The sequence below is a fragment of the Gemmobacter serpentinus genome, assembly GCF_008973825.1.
Classification (GTDB): Bacteria; Pseudomonadota; Alphaproteobacteria; order Rhodobacterales; family Rhodobacteraceae; genus Gemmobacter; species Gemmobacter serpentinus.
On the sequence record NZ_WCHR01000022.1, the window covers coordinates 19,923 to 45,578 of the forward strand.

Consider the following 25,656-nt stretch of genomic DNA (forward strand, 5'->3'; position numbering starts at 1 on the left):
CGGACTTTTCAGAACAGATGTCATCTGGTGCCCGCGGCGGGACTCGAACCCGCACGCCCGAAGGCAAGGGATTTTAAGTCCCCAGCGTCTACCATTCCACCACGCGGGCCGCGCGGCACCATAACCCTGCGATAGAGAAAGGGAAAGATGCGCTGGACAGGCGTGCATCGCCCGTTGACCTTTGGCCCGCACCCTGCGCAACTCAGGCCCCGTTCCCTGTTTCGGAAGACCGTGATGCCAGTTTCTGCCCGCGCACCGAGCGCGCCGATTTCCCCCGATGCCCTGACACCTGATCTGGCCCGTGCGGTCGCCGCAGAAGGGCTTGCCCATCTGTTCCGTATGCTGCGCCCCGAAGGCAGTTTCATCTATGCCCACAAGATGGATGATCCCGAGGCCGAGATCGAGGGATATAATATGCTGCGCCATTGCGGCACGCTGTGGTTCATGCTGCGGGCGGTGAATGTGCTGCGCCTGCCGCTGCTGAAGACCGAGGCGCGGGCGTTGCGCGCAGGCGTCGGCTATGCCGGGCGGCGAATGCGGGCGGTCGACTGGGCGCCGGGCCTTGCGTTGGTCACTGGCGGTCGCGTCAAGCTGGGAGGTGTCGGCCTCGCGCTGTTGATGCTGCCGGAATATGCCCGCGCGATGGCACCGGATGCGGCGGCCCTGCGCGCGCCGCGCCTGCCGATGGACCTGCCCGACACGATGGCGGCGCTTGGCACCTATGCCTTCGCCCAGCAGGACAAGGCCGATCCTGCACGCTTTGCCCATATGCGGCAGGCCGAGGATGGCCATGACGAGGGCTTTCACAGCGATTACTATACCGGCGAGGCGCTGTTCGGCCTGATTGCCAGCGGCGCCGATCCGGCCCTGACTGGCCCGGTGGCCGAGGCGCTGATGCAGCAGGGCTATGGCATCGATGTGCAAAGCCACTGGATGTCCTATGCCGCAGCCGAGGCCTGCGCGCGGGGGCTGGTGCCGCAGGATCTGGGGCGCGACTATCTGGGAGCGTTGCTGGCGGCGATTGTCACCGATGACAGCTATCGCAACCGGGCCGAATCCACCCCCATCGCCTGCCGGAGCGAGGCTTTGGCGCATTTCCTCTGGCTGGACACCCAGGCCCCGGGACGCTTCTTCACGCCCGAGCAGATCCGAGATCTGAAACGCTGCCTGCGCGAGAACCTGGCGCTGCAATTGCGCTGGTTCCGGCGCGGGCAGTTCCGGCGCGGCGATGCCCATGACAAGGTGCAGATCGACTATATCCAGCACAATGCCATGGCCTTTCTGGCCTGGTCGATGCTGCCGGGCTGAGACCCGCAGGGCTTGCGCAGAGGTCCTGTGCAGGCCCGCACCGTCGGAGTGCTTGCCTTGTCTGACCATTCGGCACCAGATGGCGACAGGAAACAGGAGGTTCAGATGCCCGATTTCGAGATCACCCGCGAGGTGAACGGCTCCAAGGGTCGCTACGTCATCCGCCAGAATGGCGAAGAGGCCGAGGTCACCTTCTCCATCGCCTCACCCACACTGATCATCGCCGATCATACCGGCGTGCCGGACAGCTTTCGCGGCACCGGCGCAGGGCTTGCCCTTGTGACACGGATGGTGGAACAGGCCCGGGCCGAGGGCGTGAAGATCATGCCGCTTTGCCCCTTTGTGAATGCGCAGCGCAAGAAGCACCCTGAATGGGCGGATGCCTTTTCAGTCTGACCTCTGACCGTTTGGCCGATCCCGCAAGGCGCGGGGTCAGCCCCCCGCCGCGATGATGCGGAACACACATGGATCAGAGATGATCTCGGGCGGGGTCATGCAAAGCCCCTGCGCCACCTGCCAGGCGGCCAGAACCTTTGGCACATAATCGCGGGTTTCGGCATAGGGCGGCACGCCGGAATTGGCATCCACCGCCCCCTCGCCCGCATTATAGGCCGCAAGCACCATCAACGGATCACGGTCAAACCGCTTCATCAGCCAGTCAAGATAGGCCACGCCGCCCTTGATGTTCTGTGCCGGCACCATGCTATCGGTGACTCCAAAGCGTTCCGCCGTCGCAGGGATCAGCTGCATCAGCCCCTGCGCCCCTGCGCTGCTGACCGCATCCTTGCGCCCGGCGCTTTCGATGCCGATCACCGCCAGCACCAGCGCCGGCGACACTTCAGTGCCGACCGTGGCCTTGAGGATATCCGTGCCATAGGTCTGAGCGATATCCTGCATATGCTGCATCCGGGGGGCAGCCACCTGTGCGCCCTTCGGTCCTTGCGACAGCATCGACATCGCCAGCGGATAGCGGCCCTGCACCGCATCGCGCGCCGTTGGCACGCTGTCCCAGAACCAGGAATAGGCCGCAGGCACCGTGGTCTGGCTGCCGGGCACGGTGGGTGCCGGGGCCTCGGGCGCATCCGCGATCACCGCGTCTTCCGGCGTCAGATCCGCCGCGCGCTTGAGCTTGACGCGCGCGCCCGCCGCCAGACGGCGCGCCTGTTCGGCCGGATCGATCTGCACCTGAATGCGCTTGCCGACCCCGCCGGTCGGGGCCGTGACACGCCGAAAGGTGAAATCCTCAAACGGGGGCGGCGTAGCGGCTGGTGCTTGCGCCGCAGATTCGGCCTGCGTCGCATCGGATTTCGTCACATCGGGGTTATCGACATCTGCCTTTGGAGCCGGATCCGGTGCGGGGTCAGACGAAAAACCGGAATCGGGCACAGAATCCAGCAAAGGATCCGCCGAATCCTGAGCGCCAACAGCCCCCATCAGCGGCCAAGACAGGAAAATCCCGGCCGCAGATACAAGAATCATGCCGCTTTTAGCGCCTGTGTTACGTCCCCGCCTCATGGGGTTCCTGCCCGTTTCTCGGTGTTATCCGGGAATCCTCGCAGAATCGTGCCCGTCGATCCAGCAAAACCCGCGCAAACCAAGGGCAATCGTGGCAGTTTTGCCGCAATTGCGTCCAACTCCGCGGCCCAAAATTATCGCCCAGGTTGAAGCGGAAAAATTTACGAAAAATTAATCGCGCAGATTCAGGCCCCTAAGTGAAATCGCTCAAGCCTCAGCAAGATTTCCAATTCGGCCATATTGCCTCCCAACTGCCGCCACCATTGGAGGGCTATATGAGCCCATGCCGCAACGAAGAGCGGATCGGAACAGAGGCCGGTCAGACGCGAAACGGGGCGGTGGTAACCAGAGCAAAATCGAACCTAAGGGACTGAGACCATGAAACTCCTGAACATCTTCAAAAACTTCGCCAAAGACGAGTCGGGCGCCGTGACCGTTGACTTCGTGGTGCTGACCGCTGGCATCGTGGGCCTCGGCATCCTGATCATCAGCGCCGTCACCCCGGAAGTCCAGGCGACCGCTGACCAGATCGCCACCGACATGCAAGAAGCTCGCGAAGTCGGCCGCAACTGATCTGACCGTCTACGTTTGACTTAAGCGTGACAAAGCAGGCTGCGGTTCCATGTGGACCGCAGCCTCTTGCGTGAATGGTGTCCAGCAGAACGTCGGACCCGCCTGCGCCGGAAACTTCAAAAGGCCCATGGCAGATGAAGCGTATTTTCAACTCCTTCCTCAAACGGGATGACGGTGCCGTCACCGTGGATTTCGTGGTCATCACCGCAGCCATCGTCATCATGGCACTTGGCGTCATCGTGGTGATCGTGAACGAAGGCGTGCTGCAAGGAACGCTCCTGGCTCAGCTCGTGGGGACCTTCCTCCGGTCCTGATTTCTTTTCCGGGCCGCCCCCGTTGCGGCGCGCCCCTTTAGGATGACTGTTATGCAGCTGACGCGTGTCGGAATTCTTCTGGCCGGCTTCGCCCTTGCGGGCGCATCGGTCTATATGGTGCAGCAATATGTGGGCCAGACCCAGGCCCAGCACAAACGCGACCAGGATACGCTGCGCGAAATCGGGCAGGTCGTGAAGGTCTATGTGGTCAACAAGCCGCTGAATTATGGCGATGTTCTGACCCCTGAAGATGTGCAGACGATCTATTGGCCCAAGAAGGCCCTGCCCGAAGGCATCTTCACCGCCGAGAACCCGCCCTTCGTGGAAGGGCAGAAGGACCCGCGCTATGTGCTGCGCCAATTTGAAACCTATGAGCCGCTTCTGGCGGTCAAGGTCACCGAACCGGGCGAGACCGCAGGCCTGACCAATATGCTGGCCCCCGGCCAACGCGCCTTCACCATCAATTTCAGCGACACTGCCGGTGCCTCGCGCCTGTTGCAGCCGACCAACCGCGTCGATGTCTACTGGACCGGCGTCACCATGACCGGCCAGGAAAAGACCATGCTCATCGAAAGCGCGGTCGAGATCATCGCGGTCGACCGCCCCGAGGGCAAAAGCCGTGACGGCAACAATTTTCAGGTGCCCAAGGCCATGACGGTCTCGGTTTCGCCCGAACAGGTGGCCCGTCTGGCGCAGGCGCAAGCGTCCGGCAAACTGTCGGTCTCGCTGGTTGGCACCTCCGAGGGCAGCGAGACGGTCTCCAATCTGGAAGTCGACACCTCGATCTTCGGTGTCGCCGATATCCAGGTCGCGGATACCCCGAAGGCCTGCACGGTGCGCAAGCGCGTTGGCACCGATGTGGTCGAGGTCGAGATCCCTTGCACCAACTGAAGTGATGAAGTGCCATCGCGCCCCCAGATCTTGTGGGGCGCAATGGCGCATTTCGGGGCCAAAACCGGCTGTTGCCAACTGTCCACAGCAGGTCAGGGCTTCAACCAATTGATTCTTGCAAAAAAACCGACCTCCGGCATTTTAGGCGGCATAATGGGCGCAAAGACCCGGTAACGAGGCGTGATCCGAAAGGCAGGTCACATGCAGTACAATAGAGTTTTCGGCGCAGGCCTGCTTGGCCTTGCGCTTTGCACCGCCGTAGTCGCGCCCGCATTCGCGCAGAACCTGCGCGTGATGGAAGGCAAGGCGTCAGCCCCCCTGAACGTCCCGATGAACCGGGCCGTCGTCGTGGAAAGCGACGTGATCTTCAACGAGGTCTCGATTGCCAATCCGGGGATCGCGGATGTCTCGGCCCTTTCCTCGCAATCGATCTACGTCTTGGGCAAGGCCCCGGGCCGCACCACGATGACCCTTCTCGATGCCGAGGGCAAACTGATCTCCAATGTCGAGGTGCAGGTCGCCCCCGACGTTGCCGAATTCAAGGAACGGCTGCGCCAGATCCTGCCCGGCGAAACCATTGAGGTGCGCACCGCCAATGACGGGATAGTGCTGTCGGGCACCGTCTCATCTGCCGCAAAACTGGATCGCGCGCTTGATCTTGCACAGCGCTACGCGCCTGACCGGGTTTCCAACCTGATGAGCGTGGGCGGCACCCAGCAAGTGATGCTGAAGATCCGCTTTGCCGAGATGCAGCGGTCTGTGTCGAAAAACCTGTCCTCGTCGCTGGCAATGTCAGGCGGCAAATCGGTGGGCGTCAACGGCGAAACCGGCACCTGGTTGAACGGCGACAACGGTATCTCCAACGGCACGATCACCGCGCGCGAAAACGCGAATTCCGCGCTTGCCCTAGGCTTCACCGCCGGTTCCCTGCAATTCGCGGTTCTTCTGGAAGCCCTTGAATCCAAAGGTGTCGTGCGCACGCTGGCAGAGCCGAACCTGACCGCGCTTTCCGGTCAGGAAGCCAAATTCCTGGCGGGCGGCGAATACCCGATCCCGGTGGTTTCCGACAATGGAATCAGCATCGATTACAAACCCTTCGGCGTGGAGATGAACTTCACCCCCGTCGTGGTCGATGGCGATCTGATTAACCTTGAGATCAACGCGGCGGTGTCCTCGATCGATACCAGCATCACGATGTCGAGCGGCGGCTTCTCGGTGAATGCGTTCAAGCGGCGCGAGACCTCGACCACGGTCGAAATGCGCGATGGCGAAAGTTTTGCCATTGCCGGTCTGTTGCAGGATGACTTCCGCGATCTGAACGGCCAGGTGCCGTGGCTGGGCGATATCCCGGTTCTGGGCACGCTGTTCCGCAGCGCCGAATATCAGCGGTCGCAATCCGAACTGGTCATCATCGTGACGCCGCATCTGGTCACCCCGACCCGGGGCGAGGCGCTGGCGCTTCCGACCGACCGGGTGCGCCTGCCGACGGAAAAAGAGCTGTTCCTGTTTGGCAAGGTCACCGGCAAGAAAGGCCCTGCGGCCGAGGTGGCGCGGCAGGAATTCACCAGCCCCTATGGCTATGTGATGGAGTAAGGCCATGCGGGGGCATATGCGTTTTCTTCTTTCCCTGTCGACCCTTGCGGCCCTTGCCGCCTGTGGCGACATGAACCGCGAAGTGGGGGCCGAGGTCGATAGCGGCTATTTCGGGAACTCCACCATGAACAACACCATGGTGCAGATGGGTGCGATCGACGCGCAGGCGCTGCTGGCGCAGCGGTTCAACCGCGAAGTGCCGCCAACCATCACCTTCCCGTTCAATTCGGCCTCGCTGACACCCGAAGCACGGTCGGTGCTGGATCTGCAGGCAAGCTGGATGCGGCAATTCCCGGAACTGCGCTTCTCAGTTTATGGCCATACCGATCTTGTGGGGGGCGACAGCTACAACAAGGCACTTGGCAAACGTCGGGCGCAGGCCGTTGTCGCCTATCTGGGCAGCCGCGGTATCTCGTCCTCGCGGCTGGATGCGCTGGTCTCGTTCGGCAAGACACAACCCGTTGTTCACACCCTTGGCCCGGAAGAGCGCAACCGCCGCACCGTGACCGAGGTCTCGGGTTGGGCCAATCGCAAATCCGGCCCGCTGAGCGGCAAATATGCCGAAGTGATCCATCGCGAATATGTGGAATCCGCGCGTCGCGCCATCGATCCGCCGACGCAGGTCACACAGCTGAACATCAGCAACTGATCCTTCGCAGGAAACAACCAGAAGGAAAGGGGCAGACCGAAGGGTCTGCCCTTGCCCATTTCGGCCCCTCAGAATCCCCAGAAATACGAAAGTTTAGCCCCATTCTCGCCCAACTTCCCGGTGAATGTCGCAACAATAGAACCCGATTGCGCAGACCAATGCCTGCGCTCGGCCGGACAGGTGTCGATGTGTTCCCCCACCCATCCGACCGATCAGAAAGGACTTGAGGCGAATGACGAGTGTGGCAAATCTCCAGCCGGAACCGGCGCCGATCCTGGCCTGCACGATCTCTCGGGATGTGCAGAATTTCGAGCTGTTGATCGATGATATGGAGCAGGAGCTGGGGGAAAACTGGGGCGATCTTTCGTTCGAGGATGCGCCGCTTTTCCTGCAACAACCCGATGCTGCCTCATTGCAATTCGTGGCTGTCGCCGTCGATACGGATGACGAGGGCGATCTGGGCCGCATCACAGAAATCATCCGCATTGCGAAAGAACGTGACATTCGGGTCGTGCTGATCGCGGATCAGGTCAGCCCGGTGGCGCTGCACCAGTTGCTGCGCCTTGGGGCCGATGATTTCGTGCCCTATCCGCTGCCCGATGGCGCGCTGCATGATGCGATTGAGCGGCTGAAACAGGCGGCCATTGTGGCCGCGCCCCCTGCCCCGCCCCCGCCGCATATTCCCGAAGATGACCACCACGCGCCGCGCTTCAAGGCCAAGGGGGATCGCGACGGGGTGATTCTGGCGGTGCATGGCATGGCGGGCGGTGCCGGTGCCTCGACCTTTGCGACCAACCTGGCCTGGGAACTGGCCACCGTCGACAAAAGCAAGGCCCCGCGCGTCTGCCTGATCGACCTTGATCTGCAATTCGGCTCGGTCGGCACCTATCTGGATCTGCCGCGCCGCGAAGCGGTGTTCGAGGTGCTGCAGGACCTGGAAAACGTCGAAAGCGAGATGTTCCTGCAGGCCATGGTCAGCTTCAACGACAAGCTGAACGTGTTCACCGCCCCCGCCGATATGCTGCCGCTGGACATCATCGGACCGAACGAGATCGAAAAGCTGCTGGACATGGCGCAGGCGAATTTCGATTTCGTCATCGTCGATATGCCCAAGACCATCGTGGCCTGGACCGAAACGGTGCTGAACCGGGTGCAGGTCTATTTCGCGCTGATGGAGCTGGACCTGCGTTCGGCACAGAATGAATTGCGGCTGGCGCGCGCCTTGAAGGCCGAAGGGCTGCCTTATGAGCGGCTGCGCTTCGTGCTGAACCGCGCGCCGAAATTTACCGATCTGACGGCAAAAAGCCGGGTGAAACGGCTGGCAGAAAGCCTTGATATCACGCTGGAACTGCAACTGCCCGAGGGCGGACCGCAGGTCACGCAATCCAACGACCATGGGCTGCCGCTGTCGGAAACGGCGGCGAAGAACCCGCTGCGCAAGGAAATTGCAAAGCTGGCCAAGTCTTTGTTCGATCTGAGTAAAACCGCCGAGGCCGGCACGAGCGCCTGAGCCTGCACGATGGGGGAGTGACGATGTTTTCGCGTTTCAAGACACCAGCGGCCGGGGCTGCCAAACCCGCCGCCAAGATGGTTCCGGTCGGCGCGGCGCAAGCCGCGCCTGCGCCCGTTGCGGCCAAGGCCCCGGCACCTGCCGCCGCCAAGCCGCTGCCGAGAAACCCGGCAGAGGCTGCGGTGGCCGACAAGGAGCGCAAGCGTAAGGAACGGTTGCAGGACCTGAAGGTGGAGCTGCACAAGCGCCTTCTGGAAGATCTCAATCTTGCGGCGCTTGAAAAAGCCTCGGAAGGCCAGTTGAAATCCGAGATCGCCGCGATCAGCGCCGAGGCTCTGGACGATATGGCGGTGGTGCTGAGCGGCCCGGACCGCGCCACGCTGAACCAGGAGCTTTATGACGAGGTCATGGGCCTTGGGCCCCTGGAGCCGCTGCTGAAGGATGACACGATCAGCGATATTCTGGTCAACGGCCCGCAGCGCATCTTCGTGGAGCGCGGCGGCAAGCTGCAATTGTCGGACGTCACCTTCAAGGATGAACGCCACCTGCTGCGCATCATCGACAAGATCGTCTCGGCCGTGGGGCGGCGGGTCGATGAATCGAACCCCTATTGCGACGCCCGTCTGGCGGATGGCTCGCGCTTCAACTGCATGGTGCCGCCGGTTGCGGTGGATGGCTCGCTCGTCTCGATCCGGAAATTCAAGAAGGACAAGCTGGCAATCAAGGATCTGGTCGCCTTCGGGGCCTTCACAGAGGAAATGGCGCTGTATCTGGAAGCGGCCGTCTCAACCCGGCTGAACGTCATCGTCTCGGGCGGCACGGGCTCGGGCAAGACCACGACGCTGAACGCGCTGTCCTCCTTCATCGACAATACCGAACGCGTGCTGACCATCGAGGATACGGCAGAACTGCAACTGCAGCAGATCCATGTCGGCCGGATGGAAAGCCGCCCCGCCAACGTCGAAGGCAAGGGCGCGGTGACGCAGCGCGACTGTTTGCGCAACGCGCTGCGGATGCGCCCCGACCGCATCATCGTGGGCGAAACCCGCGGTGAAGAAGTGATCGACATGTTGCAGGCCATGAACACCGGCCATGACGGTTCCATGACCACGATCCACGCCAACAACCCGCGTGACGGCATCAGCCGCCTTGAAAACATGGTTGCCATGGCCGGGATCGACATGCCGCTGAAGGCGATGCGCAGCCAGATTTCCTCGGCTGTGAACCTGATCGTGCAGGCCTCGCGCCTGCAGGACGGCTCGCGCCGGATGACCTCGATCACCGAGATCACCGGCATGGAGGGCGAGGTGATCTCCATGCAGGAGATCTTCCGCTATGAGCGCCTGGGCCTTGCGCCCGACGGCAAGATCATCGGCCGCTTCAACGCGACCGGTGTGCGGTCCCACTATTCCGACCGTTTCAAGCAATGGGGCTTCCATCTGCCGCCATCGATTTATGAACCCATCGCCTGAGGATATGCCATGGAATCCGTCCTAATCGTCTATGTCATTGTCTTTGCAGGCGTCGTTCTGCTGATTGAAGGGATCTACCGGGTCACCTTCGGTAAATCCATCAGCCTGGATCAGCGCATGTCGCGCCGCATGGCCCTGCTGGAAAAGCATGGCAACAAGGAACAGGCGCTGGATCAGCTGCGCAAGGAAGCCGGCCAACACCTGAACGCAGCCTCGATTCCGCTCTATTCGATCCTCGCCAAGAAGGCGCAACAGGCCAATATCGCCTTTTCGCCGCTGGTCCTGCTCGGCATCATGCTGGGCGTTACCATCCTTGCCTTTGTCGGCCTGACCGTGGGCACCGGCACCTCGCCGCAGGTCCGTGCGGTCATGGCGCTGGTAGCGGGCGTGGGCGGTGTCTATTTCTGGGTCAACAAGAAGGCCAAGAAACGCATGGCCTTGCTGGAGGAACAGCTTCCCGACGCGGTGGAACTGATCGTGCGGAGCCTGCGTGTGGGACATCCGTTCAACGCATCGCTCGGCATCGTCGCCAAGGAAATTCCCGATCCGATCGGCACCGAATTCGGTCTGATCTCGGACGAGGCGGCCTATGGTCGTGACGTGTCCGAAAGCCTTGAGGAATTTGCCGAACGTGTCGACAATCAGGATCTGCGTTTCCTCGCAGTCGCGGTATCGATCCAGCAGCAATCCGGCGGCAACCTTGCCGAAATCCTTCATGGTCTGTCCCAGGTCATTCGGGCGCGGTTCAAGCTGTTCCGGCGCGTGCGCGCCATCACCGCCGAAGCGAAATGGTCCGGCATGTTCCTGTCGGCATTCCCTGCGCTTGCGCTTGGCATGATCCTGATGATCAAGCCCGACTATTTCGACCAGGTGCAAGAAAGCGCGCTGTTCACGCCGGTCGCCATCGGTGTGTTCGCGATGCTGGTCGTCAACGTGATCTTCATGAAGATCATGGTCAATATCAAGGTTTGAGGAAGTAATGCCATGTCCGGTCTGTTGACCCCCCTGACCGATGCGTTTGGGCCGCTTGCCCCGGCCTTCCTCATCCTGATCGCAGGTGCAGGCCTTCTGGCCTTCATCCTGCCTTCTGTGCTGCAGAAACGCATCGATCCGCTCGATAAGCTGAAGGCCCTGCGCAGCGCGCCCTCGGCAGAAACCATGCATCTGCGCGAGAAAAGCGGTGCCGCCGCCAAGCTCGACAAATATGCGCAATATCTGGAACCGCAAGACATGGCCTCCATGTCCAAGGCCAAGCTGATGATGATGCGCGCCGGCTATCGCAGCAAGAATGCGGTGCGGATCTTCCACTTTGCCAAATTCTCGCTGGGGCTTGGCGGGCTTTTGCTTGGGGTGGTCTATACGCTGTATCTGCAATCGCAGCAGGGTGAGCTGCCGATGAAAACCATCTTGCTGCACACGATCATACCCGGCGGGATCGGGTATTATCTGCCGCAATACTGGGTGCAACGCCGCTTGCAAACCCGCCAGCAAGAGATCATCGCGGGCTTTGCTGATGCGCTTGACCTCATGCTGGTCTGTGTCGAGGCCGGGCAGTCGCTGGACCAATCGATCAACCGCGTCGCCAAGGAAATGCGCAACGGTTACAAATCCCTCGCCGAAGAATTCGAAATCGTCGCGCAAGAGGTCAAGGCCGGCAAGGAACGGGTGCAGGTGCTGAAGGACATGTCCGAACGCATCGCGGTGCCGGATGTGTCATCCTTCATCACCACCTTGATCCAATCCGCGACTTTCGGCACCTCGATCTCGGATGCGCTGCGGGTCTATGTGGCGGAAATGCGTGACAAACGCGTGATGCGGGCCGAAGAAAAAGCGAACACCTTGCCGACGAAACTGTCTCTTGGCACAATGGTCTTCACCCTTCCGCCCTTGATGGTGATGCTTGTCGGCCCCTCGGTCTACAGTATCGCTGCGGGTCTGAGCGGGGGCTGAGACCGGAGCCCAATTGCACAGCGTCACGATTTCCCTAGTTGTCCTGCTTACGCTCGCCGCCTGCAATTCGCTGGGCGGCGCGCGCATGACTGCCGAGAACCGCGCCCCTGCGGCCGATGCGCGCGGCGAAGGCGTCGATGGCTTGCTGGTCGGCCACCGGCTGATGGAGGCGGGCGAGCATGAGCTTGCCTTGAAAGCCTATTACCGTGCAGCGGCGGAAGACGGCATCGATGCCGATGTGCTGTCGGCCATCGGATCGGCCAATCTTGCCCTGGGCCGTCTGGGCCAGGCCGAACAGGTGCTGCGACGCGCGCTGGAGCGCGATCCGGCCTTTGTGCCGGCGCTGAACAATCTGGGCTGCGCCCTGATGGAGCAGGGCAAGCTGCATGAGGCGCGCAACGTCTTTCAGCAGGCCTTTGCCCTGGACAGTGGCGCCTCGGACTCGATCCGCGAAAATCTCCGCCTCGCCATAGCCATGACCGAGAATTCTGTCTATTCTGAGCCCAAGGAAACGGAAAAAGAGGCTCCGAACCTCAAGCTGGTCCGGCGCGGACAGGGTGAATTCGTCCTGCTGTCTGCGCTTTGATCCGAGGGATCGCGCGCCCGTATTGAGCAGTTGGAAGGACGCTATATGCGCCATTCTTTGTATGTGACGCTATGCCTGACCGGCATGGCGGTTCTTGCCGGGTGCAATCGCGGCCCCTCGGATGCCGAGGTGAAACGCGCGGTGAAGGACGTGAACGTCGTCGATGAAAGCAATCTCGGCGATATCATGTTGACGGTCGGCGACCCCAATGAAGCGGTCAATTACTTCTCGCGCACGCTGCAGCAGAACCCGGGCCGCCCTGACCTGCAACGCGGCCTCGCCAAATCGCTGATGCGGGCGGGGAAGCCGGAAGAGGCTGCGCGCACCTGGTCCGGCCTTGTCAATTCGCATGAAGGCACGAATGAGGACCGCGTGGGCTATGCCGAGGCATTGATCCGCGCCAATAAATGGCCCGAGGCTGAGGCCGAGCTGGCCAAGATCCCGCCAACGCATGAAACCTATGACCGCTACCGGCTGGAGGCGATGGTTGCCGACAGCAAGAAACAGTGGAAGAAGGCTGACAGCTTTTACGAGATCGCGGCCGGGCTGACTGCCAAACCCGCCAGCGTTTTGAACAATTGGGGTTTCTCCAAGATGAACCGGGGCGAATATGCCGCCTCGGAAAAGCTGTTCATCGAGGCGCTTGGCAATGACCCCACCATGTTCACCGCCAAGAACAATCTGGTCATGGCGCGCGGCGCGCAGCGCAAATATGACCTGCCGGTGATCGAGATGACCCAGACCGAACGGGCCGAACTGCTTTACACCCTTGGTCTGACGGCCGTGAAACAGGGCGATGTCTCCACCGGCCGCAACCTGCTGGAAGAGGCTGTCGAAACCCATCCACAATATTTCGAGGCAGCCGCGCGCAGCCTTGAGGCCCTCAAGAGCTGAGACCATCATGCTGACGTTCACGCAGGCAGCCTGGCTGCTGCCCTTCTGTGTGCCGCTCGCGATCTGGATCGCGATCACCGATATGCGGCGGATGAAGATCCCCAATATTGCCACCCTCGCCATGATCGCGGTCTATGCCGTGATCGGCTTCGTCATCTTCCCGCTGGAGACCTGGCTTTGGGGTTGGCTGGTGATGGCGATCGCCATGGTCATCGGCTTTCTTGGCAATGCCATCGGGCTGTTCGGCGCGGGGGACGCGAAATTCGGGGCCGCCATGGCCCCGATCTTCATCACCGGCGATCTGCGGCTGATCCTGACACTGATCTGCGGCGCGATGTTTGCGGCACTTGTGGTGCATCGCATCGCGCGCGCCATTCCGGCCGTGCGCCGGGCCACCCCCGATTGGGAAAGCTGGACCCGCAAGGACTTTCCCTTTGGGCTTGCCTTGGCAGGAACGCTGATTTTCTATCTTCTTGCCGCAATTCTGGCCCAATGATCGGGTCAGATCAGTCCTGACACCGCACAGGCCCCCTTCGGGCCTGTTGCCGTTTGACAGGGACCAGTTCCGATGAATGTGCAGATCAGCCCCGATGCGATCACCCCGAATGTGACCGCCCCGCCCGCCCCGCGCAGCCTGGCGGCAACCGGCCTTTCCGTCGTGATGATGCGCGATATTCTGCTGAAGACCATGTTCCGCATGAATCTGGATCTGGTCAGCCAGATCTCGCGCGTGGTCTGTCTGCCGGTCACCGCGGTGCAAGAGCTGGTGGATATGGCCCGGGCGCAACGTCTGCTGGAGGCCACCGGCACGCTCCACGCGACTTCGGGCAATGAAATGGGGTATCAGCTGACCGATACCGGCAAGACCCGCGCCCTGGATGCCTTGAAGCAATCCGAATATTACGGGGCCATGCCGGTGCCGCTGGCAGAATACAATGCCCAGACCAAGCGGCAATCCGTGCGCAACATGAAGCTGACGCGCCAGCAATTGCTGAAAGGCATGGGCCACCTGATCCTGCCCGATGACCTGATCGGCAATCTGGGGCCGGCGGTCGGCTCGGGCCGGTCGATCCTGATGTATGGCCCGCCCGGCAATGGCAAATCCTCGATCTCGAACGGCATCCGCGATTCGCTGGGCGACAAGATCTATATCCCGCGCGCGGTGGAATATTCTGGCCAGGTCATCACGGTCTTCGATCCGATCGTTCACAGCGCCGCCGAAGAACTGGTCGATGATCCGGCCAGCCTGCGCCGCAATTCCAACCGCTATGACCAGCGTTACGTCTATTGTCAGCGCCCCTCAGTCATCACCGGCGGCGAATTGACGCTGGATATGCTGGACCTGAAGTACAATTCGGTCGCGCGCACCTATACCGCGCCGCTGCAGATGAAATCCAATGGCGGTATCTTCATCGTCGACGACCTTGGCCGCCAGTCCGAGCCGCCGCAAAAGCTGGTCAACCGCTGGATCGTGCCACTGGAGGAAAGCCGCGACATCCTGCAGCTGCAATCGGGCGAGAAGTTTACCGTGCCCTTCGACACGCTGGTGATCTTTTCGACCAACTTCCACCCGAACGAGATTTTCGACGGCGCGGCGCTGCGGCGGATCTTCTTCAAGATCAAGATCGACGGTCCGAACCAGGAAAACTTCCTGAAGATCTTCGCCATGGTCGCCCGCAAGAAAAAGATGCCCATCGATCAGGCGGCGATCATCCATCTGCTGAAGAACAAATACCCGACAATCAACAACAATTACGCCAATTACCAGCCGGTCTTCCTGATCGACCAGATGCTGGCGATCTGCGAATTCGAAGGGATCGAGAACCAGATGTCGCCCGAACTGATCGACCGGGCCTGGGCCAATATGTTCGTGAAAAGCGAGACGATTGCGAAGTAAGACCGGGCGCGAGGCAAGTTTTGCGCAAGGCAAGGCCCGGCGCGAATTTTGCCGCACAGGACCACGGGTTTTCGTCGAAAACCCGGTTTTGCCCTTTCCGGCCCCGATCCTTCGCCGAAGGATCAATGCCCTTCTCAGGCCGCGGCGGTCTGGCGGATGCGTTCCACCATGGCCCGCAGCCCGTTGGAGCGCTGCGCCGACAGGTGATCGTCGAGCCCCAGCCGCGCCAGTTCGGCCGCGGCATTGACTGCCAGCACATCCGCCTTGCTCAGCCCCGCATAGAGCGCGTGCAGGATCGCGATCAAGCCGCGCACGATCATCGCATCCGAGGTGCCCTGAAAATCGAACCGCGCTTGCGCCCCCTGCCCCTCGATCAGCGGACGCAGCCAGACCTGGCTTGCGCAGCCATCAACCTTGAAGGCCGGCACCTGAAACGCCGCATCCAGATCGGGAAAGGCTTTGCCCAGTTCGATCACATGCCGATAGCGGTCTTCCCAATCATCCAGAAACTCGAATATCTCGACAATATCCTCAAAGGCGGCGGTGGCCATGGCGCGCTCTCCTGCTTCGGGTGAAGAGCTAGCCTTTGAGGGCCAAAACGTCCAGAGGGGCGCTTTTCAAACGGCCCGGCATCGGTTAGCCAAGGGATGGAACGCCAAGGCCGGTGCAGATTGCAGCCCCGGGGCTGAAAGGTCTGGCGCGAAAGGATCTGGAATGACAAAGCCGCTGCTTGCCGCGCTGACACTCGTGCTGTTCACCTCCGCTTGCGGCGGGTTTTCGCAATCGCGCCTGAATCCGGTCAACTGGTTCGGCCGTGCCGAACCGGCCGCTGCCGCGCCCGTGATACCGGCAAGACCTGCAGATCCGCGCGCGCTTGCCGGCCAAATCACCGATCTGAAGATGGAGCCGATGCCGGGTGGTGCCATCCTGCGCGCCACTGCCGTCATGCCGACGCAAGGCTGGTGGGAGGCCGAACTGGTCGCCGTCGACAAGGAGCCCGTCGATGGCAAGATGGTCTATGAATTCCGCACTTATCCGCCGATCAATCAGGCCGGGGTGTCCACCCCGCATTCGCGCAGCATCACCGCAGCGGTGTTCCTGTCGGATATCAAGCTGTCGCGGATCAATTCGGTCACCGTGCAGGGTGCAACCAATGGCATGACCACCCGTCGCTGATTGGGCCGCCGCGACGCGGGCGGGCGCGCCCCGCGCCGGAGATCCGGCGCGGAAAAGCCCTAGAGCGTGACCACTTGCACCATGCTGCCCTTGGCCGTCAGGGCGATCTCGCCCTTGCACAGCCGCAGCGCATCATCGCCAAAAGCCTCTTTGCGCCACCCCTTCAGGCTGGGCAGGTCGCGCTCACCCGCCGCAATCGCATCCAGCTCCGAGGCCGAGGCGATCAGTTTTGCCGCCACCCCGAGGCTTTCGGATTTCGCCTTGAGCAGCACCCGCAACAGATCCGCCAGGGCCGGATTGACCTGCAATTGCTCGCGCGAGAGGTCGGGCTTGGGCATGTCTTCGGGCTTCATCTCCAGCCCGGCCTTCACGGCGGCCAGAATGCCATCGGCGATGTCACCCCGCCGCCCCTCACGCAACAACAGGCGCGACCGCCCCAGTTCCTCGTGATTGGTCGGGCGGGTCGAGGCGATCTCCAGCAGCGCGTCGTCCTTCATCACGCGCGACCGCGGCACGTTGTGCCCTTGGGCATATTCCTCGCGGAACTGTGCCAGGGCCTTCACAAGCGCAAGGAACCGCCCCGAAGTGGTGCGGGTCTTCACCCGCGTCCAGGCCTCGACCGGACGCACGGTATAGGTTTCCGGATCGGTCAGCAGGGTCAATTCTTCGGCCACCCATGCCTCGCGCCTGGATTTGGCGATCTGCTTGGCAAGGCTTTCATAGACCACACGCAGATGCGTCACATCGGCCAGCGCATACTCCTTCTGCGCATCCGACAGCGGACGGCGCGACCAGTCGGTGAAGCGCGAGGTCTTGTCGAGACTTTCGCGGGCGATTTTCTTCACCAGCGTCTCATAGCCGACCTGCTCGCCATAGCCGCAGACCATGGCGGCCACCTGGGTGTCAAACAGCGGTTCGGGGAAGACGCCCCCCTCGACAAAGAAGATCTCCAGATCCTGCCGTGCGGCGTGGAACACCTTGACGGTGCCCGGATGGCGGAACAGGTCATAGAGCGGTTCCATGCTCATGCCCTCGCCCTCGATCGGGTCGACCAGCACCGCTTCGCCGGTCTTGCCGGGCAGGGCCATCTGGATCAGGCAGAGCTTGGACCAATAGGTGCGTTCGCGCAGGAACTCGGTGTCGATGGTGACATAGGGTTGCTGCTTGGCGGCCTCGCAATAGGCGACGAGGTCTTCGGTCGTGGTGATGGTGCGCATCGGTCCCCTGCTGCTGCGCGGGGATCTCCCGCATTCGACCGGCATGGCGACCCACGGATCTGACCGGAATCCGCTAGCTGTAAGGCGCTCACGTTGAATTGAAAAGAGGGGCGCGCGCCTGCGCCTGCCGTTCCGGGCAGGCCTGCAACAGCCCCATGCCGGGCAAATGCCCCGTGCCTGCGGGTCATTCGCCCGAAAACCCATCCGCGCCACCCCGCCCTGGGCCATGGATTGCGGGCTTAACCGGGGCTTTCCATCGCCGGAAATGCGATTATGGTGCGCCCATCATGACAGCCCCGCCCAGGCCCCCTCCCCTCATCATGCAGGCCCCGCCATGAAGCTGGTCTGGCTGATCCTGGGCTGCCTTGCAGTCGCGGTCGGGGTGATCGGGGTCTTCCTGCCCCTGCTGCCCACCACACCCTTCATGATCCTCGCCGCCGCCTGTTTCGCCAAATCCTCAGACCGGCTGCATGGCTGGCTGATGGGTCACCGCGTCTTCGGCCCGATGATCCGCGACTGGCGCGCGCATCGCGCGATCCCCCGGCGCGGCAAGCGCGCGGCCCTGATCGCGATGGGGCTGGCCTTTTTGCTGAGCGTGGCGCTTGGCGTGGCATGGTGGGCGTTGCTGCTCCAGGCGCTGGTGCTCGTCACCATGGGCAGCTGGATCTGGACGCGGGCAGAGCCACCTTCGGATAACTGACCTCAGGAAGCCCGGCCTGCGGGCCAGTCCAGACGACAACAGCCCGGAAAACGATCCAGCAAAGCGCAAGCCCGCCCGGCCCTCACCTGTTCAAAAATATCCTCGGGGGGTGCGGGGGGCAGACAGCCCCCCGGCCGACCGCAGTCACCAGAACAGCGGTTTCCGGTCCCCTGCCGCATAACGGCGCAACACCGCAGGGTAAAGGCGATGCTCCTGCACCAGGACCCGCCCCGCCAGCGTGTCTGACAGATCACCGGGCAAAACCGGCACGCGGGCTTGCCCCAGGATCGGGCCATCATCCAGCACCGCCGTCACCTCATGCACGGTGCAACCGGCCTCGGAATCCCCGGCATCGATCGCGCGCTGATGGGTGTGAAGGCCCGGATATTTCGGCAAAAGCGAGGGGTGGATGTTCAGCATCCGCCCTTCGAACCGGGCGACAAAACCGGGCGTCAACACCCGCATGAAACCCGCTAGGCACAGGATATCGGGCTCCGCCGCCTCGATATGCTTCAACAGCTCCGCCTCGAAGGCTGCGCGATCCTTGCCAAAGGCCCGGTGATCGACAGCCGCTGTGTCGATGCCATCGGCGGCAGCCTTGGCCAGTCCCCCGGCCTGCGGATCGTTGGAGGCCACAAGAACCGGGCGCGCCGGGTGATCGCCGGTCATCGACCGGACAAGCGCCACCATATTGGAGCCACCCCCGGAAATCAGGATGGCGACGCGTTTCACAGCAGCCGGCCCTTATAGACCACGCCCTCGCCCGCGATCACGCGGCCCAGTTGCACCACGGTCTCGCCCTCGGCCTCCAGCAGCGCCGACACTTCTGCCGCGCGGTCTGCACGCACCACCAGCATCATGCCGATGCCGCAATTGAAGGTCTTCAGCAGCTCCGGCTCCGACATGCCAGCGGTTTCCGCCAGCCAGCGGAAGACCGGCGGCAGCGCCCAGGACGACAGGTCGATCTCGCAGGCCAGCCCTTCGGGCAGCACACGCGGCGGGTTTTCGGTCAGACCGCCCCCCGTAATATGGGCCAGCGCATGAACACCGCCCGCCCGCACCGCGTTCAGCGCCTGTTTCACATAAAGCCGGGTCGGTGCCAGCAGGGCATGGCCCAAAGTGCCGTCAGCAAAGGGCGCATCGGCATCCCAGCCAAGGCCCGACAGCTCCACCACCTTGCGCACGAAGCTGTAGCCGTTGGAATGCACCCCATTGGAGGCAAGACCCAGCAGCACGTCGCCCTCGGTCACGCCCTTGGGCAGATCCTCGCCGCGCTCCATCGCGCCGACCGCAAAGCCCGCCAGATCGAAATCACCCTTGTGATACATGCCCGGCATCTCGGCGGTCTCGCCGCCGATCAGAGCGCAGCCCGACTGCACGCAACCTTCGGCAATGCCGTTGATGATGCGGGTCGCCTGATCCAGCTCCAGCTTGCCGGTCGCGAAATAATCCAGGAAAAACAGCGGCTCCGCGCCCTGACACACCAGATCGTTCACGCACATCGCCACAAGGTCGATACCGATCGTGTCGACATTGCCGGTGTCGATGGCGATGCGCAGCTTTGTGCCCACCCCGTCGGTCGCGCCGACAAGGATCGGGTCCTTGTAGCCTGCAGCCTTCAGATCGAACAACGCACCAAAGCCGCCAAGGCCCGACATAGTACCGGCGCGGTTGGTGCGCTTGGCCGCCGGCTTGATCCGCTCCACCAGCGCATTACCTGCATCGATATCCACCCCGGCATCGGCATAGGTCAGTCCGTTTTTCGGCGTGGTCATCTGGGCGCTCCAGGCTATGTGGCGGATATGGGTTGCGGATGTGGCGCCCGCATAGACGATAAACGCCGCACAGGCAACGCCTGCGCTTGACCCGCGCGCGACGATTGCCTAGGCAGAGCGCGGCGGGGCTGTAGCTCAATGGTTAGAGCCGGGCGCTCATAACGCCTTGGTTGGGGGTTCGAGTCCCTCCGGCCCTACCAAATTCCGGGATTTGCAGGCGCGGCATAGACCGACGCGAGACACAGCTTGCCTGCGCGCCTGCCCCGCAGGCGTTGAAGACCTGATCGACGCGCTGCGCCGGCATGAGACGGATCCGTCGAGAAGCGCCCATTAGCGGACTGTGCCGCGGCGATCCTCTCGGACAAATTCGATCAAGTCCCAGCGGTTCCCCCAAGGGTCCACCCATACAGCAACACGCCCGTATGGTTCATCGCGTGGCTTGGTCTCGAAGTGAATTCCGATGCTTTGCATATGTGAAAAATCTGCATCGAAGTCAGTCGTTTCGAGGAACAGCCAGACCCGACCTCCCCCTTGCTCTCCAATCGCTTCGACTTGCCGTGCACCGACCGCACGAGCTAGCAAAATTTCAGTCTCTCCCCCGCGAGGTGCAATTCTTACCCAACGCTTGCCATTCCCCAGATCGGTATCCTCGCGGCATTCGAAACCGATCTGAAGAAAGAACTCGAGCGCCTCGTCATAGTCTGGGACAAGGATTGCAAAGAATGCGAGACGGTTGGGCATGATGGTCTGTCTGTATGTATGGGCTGAGGTCAATCTATCACAGGAATGGGGAGCGACAACGACCGCTCCATCCTGCTTAAAGACCACTCGGAGAATTGCATCTGCAGGCCGATGCCTTCATGCGCGGCGCTATGGTTCGGGCCGCAAGACGTCCAGTCATACAAGCGTGCTGTCCAATGAAAATGGGCTCCGCAATCCGAACCATCCGCCCTTCCTGCATCCTCATGCCGTCATGCCAGTTCGCCCCGAGACCTCTGCCCTGATGCACTCGGAAACCGGAACCGCCCCACGGCTTTTGCAGTCAGTCTTGCGGGAAGCCCGAGAAATCATGTCCGATGATGGTGTTGGAAAGGGCTTCGGCGGCCCCAGGCTCGGCCGAGCAATCCCCCAATGCCGTGACCCGCATCACCACCTTCTCGTCAAGGACGAAGCGGTAAGCGCTGCCATCGACCGCCTCCTGGCCGCGCAAACGCGCCGTCACCCTGTCGCGCTTGGTGAAACGGGTGAAGCCTTCCCTTAAGCGCAACCTTGCAAATTCCGCCCCCGTCTCATGAAGCGCCTCAGGTGCAGCCGACAGGCTCAGGTTGATCGAACAGTCGCCGCGCGATAGGCGCAGGCTTGCAAACGCTCCCCACATCAGGCGCAACAGCACGGGCAGGTCGAGGACGCCTGCCTGTTCCATCATGTTCATCTGTTCGACAGTATTCGCGCTGACCGTCCAGCCCTCGGGGCGCGGCAACAGGCGATCAAGCTCAAGGCTGCGCTCATGCAAAACGGCAAAGGTCTCGGTCAGCCGTTTCTCGCTTTCAGGACCAAGTTGTTCGATCTTGGTGACATCGCGCGACGTCAGCGCAGTGCGAAACCGATCCAGCGCTGCATTCACCGTGCTGCTGTGTGTTCCCGCCCCAAGCAATGATGCATCGGTATAGACTTGATTGTCCAAGCAAGCCTTGAACCCCGCAGCCCCGGCTTCCACCAGCCAGCCGCCCTCCTGCAAATAGGACCGCCCAGGCCGGCTCTTGCCCGGTGCCGGGGCTGCGGCACTCCGCCGGATCTGGGTGCAGTTACTTGCCGCAAAGTCCGGATCGAATGCGATCATCAGAATAAGGCTGACCTCGCCCCACTGACATTCCCTGACGGCCATAGGCGCATAGGGGGCAACGGCGTCGAGCATCGGAGATGACGGTGGCTCCGTGCAATGCCAATCCGGCAGGTCTGGCACCAGCCCGGCCAGTGCCGCCAACATCTGCGGATCGGCTTCGACAAGGGAACGCGCCTGAGCACCCGCCTGCACCACATGGGGCAAAAGTAAAAACAGCAGAACCCAAATCGGTCGCATTGCGGCACCTCAAGCAAATCTCCCTACCCCCACCCTTTCCCGGCGCTGTGGTCAAATTTTGGCGTGAATATGGTCCCGGCAGATGGAATTGCTGCCCACTGGCCTGCTCAGCCACCCCCTTGAAGCTGCCGCCAAACAGAAATCCAATGCAAAACAGTCAAGATTTATCTTGCCGTGCATTCGACCCCTCGCTATCACCTTCAGCGATCAAAGCGGCCAGCCGAGGGGCATCATGAGCAAGACCAATCTGGAGATCCTGCGGGAAGAAACGTCCGAGACCCATAACCGTCTCGACAAGGCCATCATGGCGCGCAATCCCTTTGCCGATACCACCCGCTATGGCGGCTTTGTGCAGATGCAGCACCTGCTGCATGAGGCGATGCGCCCGCTTTACAGCCGTGCCGATCTGGCCGCGATCATCCCCGACCTGGAGACGCTGGGGCGCAGCGATGCGACCACCGCCGACCTCGAGGATCTGTCGCTGCCCACCCCGGTGGCCGAGCTTTCGGCCCCTGATTTCGGGGCCATGCCGCTGCCCAAGGCACTGGGCGCGCTTTATGTCATCGAAGGCTCCAATCTGGGCGCGGCCTTCCTGCTGAAAGCCGCCAAAGCACTTGGCCTGTCGGAAACCCATGGCGCGCGCCATCTGGCCGGGGCCCCGGAAGGGCGCGCCCGCCATTGGGCGACCTTCACGACCGCGCTGAACACGCTGGATCTGGATGAGTCAGGGCGCGCCGATCTGGCAGAAGGCGCGCGCACCGCCTTTGATTATACCCACAAGCTGGCCATGCATCACATCGCGGCCTGATCTGGGCTGCACAGAGATCAGGGGCCGGTCCTGTCGACCGGCCCTTTTGCATTTGCAACGGCCGTGAAACATGTCTCGCCTATCGCGGTTTCCCGCCCTATAAGCGCGCCAGATCCAAAGCTGCCTGCCGGAGTCGCCCATGCCCGCCGAACTGTCCCCCATCGACAAGGCCAAATTCGTTGCCGCCCGCCGCGCGGTGGATTTCGTTGAAGATGGCATGAAACTTGGCCTTGGCACTGGCTCCACCGCGGCCTGGATGGTGCGTTGCCTGGCCGAGCGCATCCGCGAGGAAGGTCTGCGCGTCACCGGCGTGCCGACCTCCACCCGCACGGCAGAACTTGCGCGCAATCTGGGCATCACCGTCACCTCGCTGGATGATGCAAAATGGCTGGATCTGACCATTGATGGTGCGGATGAGTTCGACCCGCAACTGAACCTGATCAAAGGCGGCGGTGCGGCGCTTCTGCAGGAAAAGATCGTCGCCACGGCCTCGGATCAGATGATCGTCATCACCGATGCGGCGAAAGAGGTGACGCAGCTTGGTGCCTTTCCGCTGCCGGTGGAGGTGATTCCCTTTGGTTGGCAGACCACCAAGGCGCTGATTGAGGAAACGCTGGTCTCGATGGATGTGCTGGACCGTGACGTGACGCTGCGGATGAATGGCGCGGCCCCCTTGGTGACGGATGAGGCGAATTACATCCTCGATCTGCATCTGAAACGCATCGGCAATCCGCGGCAACTGGCGCTGGTGATGAACCAGATCCCCGGCGTGGTCGAAAACGGGCTGTTCATTGATATCTGCGACAAGGTCATCATCGGGCACGGCGATGGCCGCGTGGTGCTGCGCGATATCAATTCCGGTGAAACCTTCGATGAGCGTATCGAATTCGCCGATAGCGACAATATCTTCGCCGATTTCTGAAGCCACAGCCCTTCGGCTATCGGACGAGAAGGGGGCGCTCGCGCCCCCTCGCCGCATTCTGCGGCTCACCCCCGAGGATATTTGAGAACAGCTGAACAGGCAGAGCTTGGCTGCCTGCCCATTTTCTGTCCCAAAATATCCTGGGGGTGCGGGGGCAGACCGCCACCGCATTTTCATCCTGACCTTCGAAGGCGCGCGCGCAGGTCAGCAGTTCGGCACGTTGACAGCAAGGCCACCAAGGCTGGTTTCCTTGTATTTCTCGTGCATGTCATGGCCGGTCTGGCGCATGGTCTCGATACAGGCGTCAAGGCTGACAAGGTGGACACCATCGCCACGCAGCGCGAGGCTGGCGGCAGAGACCGCCTTGATCGCGCCCAAACCGTTGCGCTCGATGCAGGGCACCTGAACCAGACCCTTCACCGGGTCGCAGGTCATGCCAAGGTGATGTTCCAGCGCAATTTCGGCAGCATTTTCAACCTGCTCCGGCGTGCCACCAAGCACGGCGGCAAGCCCTGCCGCCGACATGGCCGCGGCCGATCCGACCTCGGCCTGACAGCCGCATTCCGCACCCGAGATCGAGGCATTGTGCTTGCACAGGCCCCCCACCGCGGCGGCGGTCAGCAGGAAATCCCCGATCTTGGCGCGGCTTGCCCCCGGCACATGATCGAGCCAATAGCGGATCGTTGCGGGCAAGACCCCGGCCGCGCCATTGGTCGGGGCAGTGACAACCTGGCCCCCGGCCGCGTTTTCCTCGTTCACCGCCATGGCATAGACCGACATCCAGTCATTGATCGTATGGGGCGCGGTCATGTTCAGCCCGCGTTCGGCCAGCAAGGCCTCATGGATGCCCTTGGCGCGGCGGCGCACAGAAAGGCCGCCGGGCAGGATGCCGTCTGTCGTCATGCCCCGATCAATGCAGGCCTCCATCACCGCCCAGATGCGCTCCAGCCCCTGATCGATCTCGGCCTTGCTGCGCACAGCCAGTTCATTCGCGCGCTTCATCGCGGCCACCGAAAGGCCGGACTCGCGCGACATCTCCAGCATCTGCGCAGCCGTCTCGAAAGGATAGGGCACTTTCGGGCCGCTGGCTGCGGAGGAGCCCGCGGCAAGCTCGGCCGCGGTCAGCACGAATCCGCCCCCGATGGAATAATAGGTTTCCTCAAGGATCACGTCGCCCTGCCCGTCCAGCGCACGAAGGATCATGCCATTGGCGTGACCCGGCAGCGCGGGGCCGTAATCGAAGATCATATCGGCCTTGGGATCGAACCGCATCGGGCCAAGGCCCGGCGGCGTGATCTGCCGCGTCGCGTGGATTTCGGCCAGGGCGGCCTCGGCCTTGGCATTGTCATAGGTGGCGGGTTCAAACCCGGCAAGGCCGAGGATCGTTGCCCGGTCGGTCGCGTGCCCCACGCCGGTAAAGGCCAGGCTGCCATGCAACGAGGCGCGCAGGCCCTGCGCCTGAAACGGGCTGTTGCGCAGCGTTGCCAGAAACCGCGCGGCCGCCACCATCGGCCCCATCGTATGCGACGAGGACGGGCCGATACCGACTTTGAACATATCGAAGACAGACAGGAACATGTGCGGCCTCAGATCTGGCGGCTTGCGGGTTTGGATGGCGGTTTGATGTGCATTCGGCTCTCCCTGTTCCCGCTCACTATGCCTTTGATTTGGGCGAGGGACAGGAAAATTGCGACAGATCACCGCCGGAAAGGGCCAGGGCGCAGCACCGACGCGCCGCCAGGTCGCCAAACGGTCATTGGCGGCTGGGCCAGACACGGGAGGCCAGACATGAGCACCAAGACATGATCACCCCTTGCGGGGACGCG

The 25,656-nt window shown here is 62.2% G+C and carries 27 protein-coding genes and 2 tRNA genes; 20 read left to right on the forward strand and 9 right to left on the reverse strand.

Features of this window, described 5'->3' with window-relative positions:
• Positions 1-25 precede the first annotated feature (25 nt).
• A tRNA-Leu gene (locus GBJ34_RS14535) sits at positions 26-109 on the reverse strand.
• A gap of 125 nt (positions 110-234) precedes the next feature.
• On the opposite strand from GBJ34_RS14535, the gene GBJ34_RS14540 reads away from it, so the two are divergent.
• Together GBJ34_RS14540 and GBJ34_RS14545 are read left to right on the forward strand one after the other, a co-directional pair.
• Positions 235-1,308 (forward strand): hypothetical protein, encoded by a 1,074-nt coding sequence (locus GBJ34_RS14540; RefSeq protein WP_151719945.1) that lies wholly within the window; start codon positions 235-237, stop codon positions 1,306-1,308.
• A gap of 105 nt (positions 1,309-1,413) precedes the next feature.
• Entirely contained in the window at positions 1,414-1,704 is a 291-nt protein-coding gene (locus tag GBJ34_RS14545; protein ID WP_151719946.1) for a GNAT family N-acetyltransferase, read from the forward strand.
• A 36-nt stretch (positions 1,705-1,740) separates the two neighbouring features.
• On the opposite strand, the gene GBJ34_RS14550 is transcribed toward GBJ34_RS14545, so the two are convergent.
• Positions 1,741-2,787: a lytic transglycosylase domain-containing protein gene (locus tag GBJ34_RS14550; protein WP_226341195.1), complete on the reverse strand. Its 1,047-nt coding sequence runs from the start codon at positions 2,785-2,787 to the stop codon at positions 1,741-1,743.
• A gap of 414 nt (positions 2,788-3,201) precedes the next feature.
• Between GBJ34_RS14550 and GBJ34_RS14555 the strand changes: the two genes are divergently transcribed.
• From GBJ34_RS14555 to GBJ34_RS14615, 13 genes are all read left to right on the forward strand, one after another.
• Positions 3,202-3,396, forward strand: coding sequence for a Flp family type IVb pilin (locus GBJ34_RS14555; protein ID WP_151719947.1), 195 nt, complete (start codon positions 3,202-3,204; stop codon positions 3,394-3,396).
• A 134-nt stretch (positions 3,397-3,530) separates the two neighbouring features.
• On the forward strand, positions 3,531-3,710 hold the full coding sequence (locus GBJ34_RS14560) for a hypothetical protein (protein WP_151719948.1): 180 nt from the start codon (positions 3,531-3,533) through the stop codon (positions 3,708-3,710).
• A 51-nt stretch (positions 3,711-3,761) separates the two neighbouring features.
• Positions 3,762-4,601 (forward strand): Flp pilus assembly protein CpaB, encoded by an 840-nt coding sequence (gene cpaB, locus GBJ34_RS14565; RefSeq protein ID WP_151719949.1) that lies wholly within the window; start codon positions 3,762-3,764, stop codon positions 4,599-4,601.
• A gap of 201 nt (positions 4,602-4,802) precedes the next feature.
• A complete protein-coding gene (locus GBJ34_RS14570; protein ID WP_151719950.1) occupies positions 4,803-6,194 on the forward strand; it encodes a type II and III secretion system protein family protein in 1,392 nt (463 codons plus the stop codon).
• A gap of 4 nt (positions 6,195-6,198) precedes the next feature.
• Positions 6,199-6,843, forward strand: a complete 645-nt coding sequence (locus GBJ34_RS14575) for an OmpA family protein (RefSeq protein WP_151719951.1) — start codon at positions 6,199-6,201, stop codon at positions 6,841-6,843.
• 232 nt (positions 6,844-7,075) lie between these two features.
• Positions 7,076-8,353: an AAA family ATPase gene (locus tag GBJ34_RS14580; RefSeq protein WP_151719952.1), complete on the forward strand. Its 1,278-nt coding sequence runs from the start codon at positions 7,076-7,078 to the stop codon at positions 8,351-8,353.
• Between the two features lie 23 nt (positions 8,354-8,376).
• A complete protein-coding gene (locus GBJ34_RS14585) occupies positions 8,377-9,825 on the forward strand; it encodes a CpaF family protein (protein ID WP_151719953.1) in 1,449 nt (482 codons plus the stop codon).
• A 9-nt stretch (positions 9,826-9,834) separates the two neighbouring features.
• A complete protein-coding gene (locus GBJ34_RS14590) occupies positions 9,835-10,797 on the forward strand; it encodes a type II secretion system F family protein (protein ID WP_151719954.1) in 963 nt (320 codons plus the stop codon).
• 12 nt (positions 10,798-10,809) lie between these two features.
• Positions 10,810-11,775 carry a type II secretion system F family protein gene (locus tag GBJ34_RS14595; RefSeq protein ID WP_151719955.1) on the forward strand — a complete coding sequence of 322 codons (966 nt, stop codon included), beginning with the start codon at positions 10,810-10,812 and terminating at the stop codon, positions 11,773-11,775.
• Between the two features lie 85 nt (positions 11,776-11,860).
• Positions 11,861-12,361, forward strand: coding sequence for a tetratricopeptide repeat protein (locus GBJ34_RS14600; RefSeq protein ID WP_151719956.1), 501 nt, complete (start codon positions 11,861-11,863; stop codon positions 12,359-12,361).
• A 45-nt stretch (positions 12,362-12,406) separates the two neighbouring features.
• Positions 12,407-13,255 carry a tetratricopeptide repeat protein gene (locus GBJ34_RS14605; protein ID WP_151719957.1) on the forward strand — a complete coding sequence of 283 codons (849 nt, stop codon included), beginning with the start codon at positions 12,407-12,409 and terminating at the stop codon, positions 13,253-13,255.
• Positions 13,256-13,262: 7 nt separating this feature from the next.
• A complete protein-coding gene (locus GBJ34_RS14610; protein ID WP_151719958.1) occupies positions 13,263-13,751 on the forward strand; it encodes an A24 family peptidase in 489 nt (162 codons plus the stop codon).
• Positions 13,752-13,823: 72 nt separating this feature from the next.
• Positions 13,824-15,152, forward strand: coding sequence for a P-loop NTPase family protein (locus tag GBJ34_RS14615; protein WP_151719959.1), 1,329 nt, complete (start codon positions 13,824-13,826; stop codon positions 15,150-15,152).
• Positions 15,153-15,286: 134 nt separating this feature from the next.
• Here GBJ34_RS14615 and GBJ34_RS14620 read toward each other — a convergent pair whose 3' ends face one another.
• Positions 15,287-15,703, reverse strand: a complete 417-nt coding sequence (locus GBJ34_RS14620) for a SufE family protein (RefSeq protein WP_151719960.1) — start codon at positions 15,701-15,703, stop codon at positions 15,287-15,289.
• 163 nt (positions 15,704-15,866) lie between these two features.
• Between GBJ34_RS14620 and GBJ34_RS14625 the strand changes: the two genes are divergently transcribed.
• Positions 15,867-16,328 carry a hypothetical protein gene (locus GBJ34_RS14625; RefSeq protein WP_151719961.1) on the forward strand — a complete coding sequence of 154 codons (462 nt, stop codon included), beginning with the start codon at positions 15,867-15,869 and terminating at the stop codon, positions 16,326-16,328.
• Between the two features lie 59 nt (positions 16,329-16,387).
• On the opposite strand, the gene rnd is transcribed toward GBJ34_RS14625, so the two are convergent.
• Positions 16,388-17,545, reverse strand: a complete 1,158-nt coding sequence (rnd, locus tag GBJ34_RS14630; protein WP_151719962.1) for a ribonuclease D — start codon at positions 17,543-17,545, stop codon at positions 16,388-16,390.
• A 334-nt stretch (positions 17,546-17,879) separates the two neighbouring features.
• Here rnd and GBJ34_RS14635 point away from each other — a divergent pair, with 334 nt between their 5' ends.
• Positions 17,880-18,245 carry a YbaN family protein gene (locus tag GBJ34_RS14635; RefSeq protein WP_151719963.1) on the forward strand — a complete coding sequence of 122 codons (366 nt, stop codon included), beginning with the start codon at positions 17,880-17,882 and terminating at the stop codon, positions 18,243-18,245.
• Between the two features lie 144 nt (positions 18,246-18,389).
• Here the strand turns inward: GBJ34_RS14635 and purN are convergent, their stop codons facing one another.
• Both purN and purM read right to left on the reverse strand, forming a co-directional pair.
• Positions 18,390-18,977 (reverse strand): phosphoribosylglycinamide formyltransferase, encoded by a 588-nt coding sequence (gene purN / locus GBJ34_RS14640; RefSeq protein ID WP_151719964.1) that lies wholly within the window; start codon positions 18,975-18,977, stop codon positions 18,390-18,392.
• Positions 18,974-20,020, reverse strand: coding sequence for a phosphoribosylformylglycinamidine cyclo-ligase (purM, locus tag GBJ34_RS14645; protein WP_151719965.1), 1,047 nt, complete (start codon positions 20,018-20,020; stop codon positions 18,974-18,976). The genes purN and purM overlap by 4 nt, the downstream gene beginning before the upstream one ends.
• 124 nt (positions 20,021-20,144) lie before the next feature.
• Between purM and GBJ34_RS14650 the strand changes: the two genes are divergently transcribed.
• Positions 20,145-20,220: transfer RNA gene (locus tag GBJ34_RS14650), tRNA-Ile, on the forward strand.
• A gap of 130 nt (positions 20,221-20,350) precedes the next feature.
• Here the strand turns inward: GBJ34_RS14650 and GBJ34_RS14655 are convergent.
• On the reverse strand, positions 20,351-20,761 hold the full coding sequence (locus GBJ34_RS14655) for a VOC family protein (protein ID WP_151719966.1): 411 nt from the start codon (positions 20,759-20,761) through the stop codon (positions 20,351-20,353).
• A gap of 301 nt (positions 20,762-21,062) precedes the next feature.
• Complete coding sequence (locus GBJ34_RS14660) at positions 21,063-22,100, reverse strand: hypothetical protein (RefSeq protein ID WP_151719967.1); 1,038 nt, start codon at positions 22,098-22,100, stop codon at positions 21,063-21,065.
• 232 nt (positions 22,101-22,332) lie between these two features.
• Here GBJ34_RS14660 and GBJ34_RS14665 point away from each other — a divergent pair, with 232 nt between their 5' ends.
• Positions 22,333-22,908 (forward strand): biliverdin-producing heme oxygenase, encoded by a 576-nt coding sequence (locus GBJ34_RS14665; RefSeq protein ID WP_151719968.1) that lies wholly within the window; start codon positions 22,333-22,335, stop codon positions 22,906-22,908.
• Between the two features lie 139 nt (positions 22,909-23,047).
• A complete protein-coding gene (gene rpiA, locus GBJ34_RS14670; RefSeq protein WP_151719969.1) occupies positions 23,048-23,830 on the forward strand; it encodes a ribose-5-phosphate isomerase RpiA in 783 nt (260 codons plus the stop codon).
• Between the two features lie 204 nt (positions 23,831-24,034).
• On the opposite strand, the gene GBJ34_RS14675 is transcribed toward rpiA, so the two are convergent.
• Positions 24,035-25,408 (reverse strand): L-serine ammonia-lyase, encoded by a 1,374-nt coding sequence (locus GBJ34_RS14675; RefSeq protein ID WP_151719970.1) that lies wholly within the window; start codon positions 25,406-25,408, stop codon positions 24,035-24,037.
• Positions 25,409-25,656 lie beyond the last annotated feature (248 nt).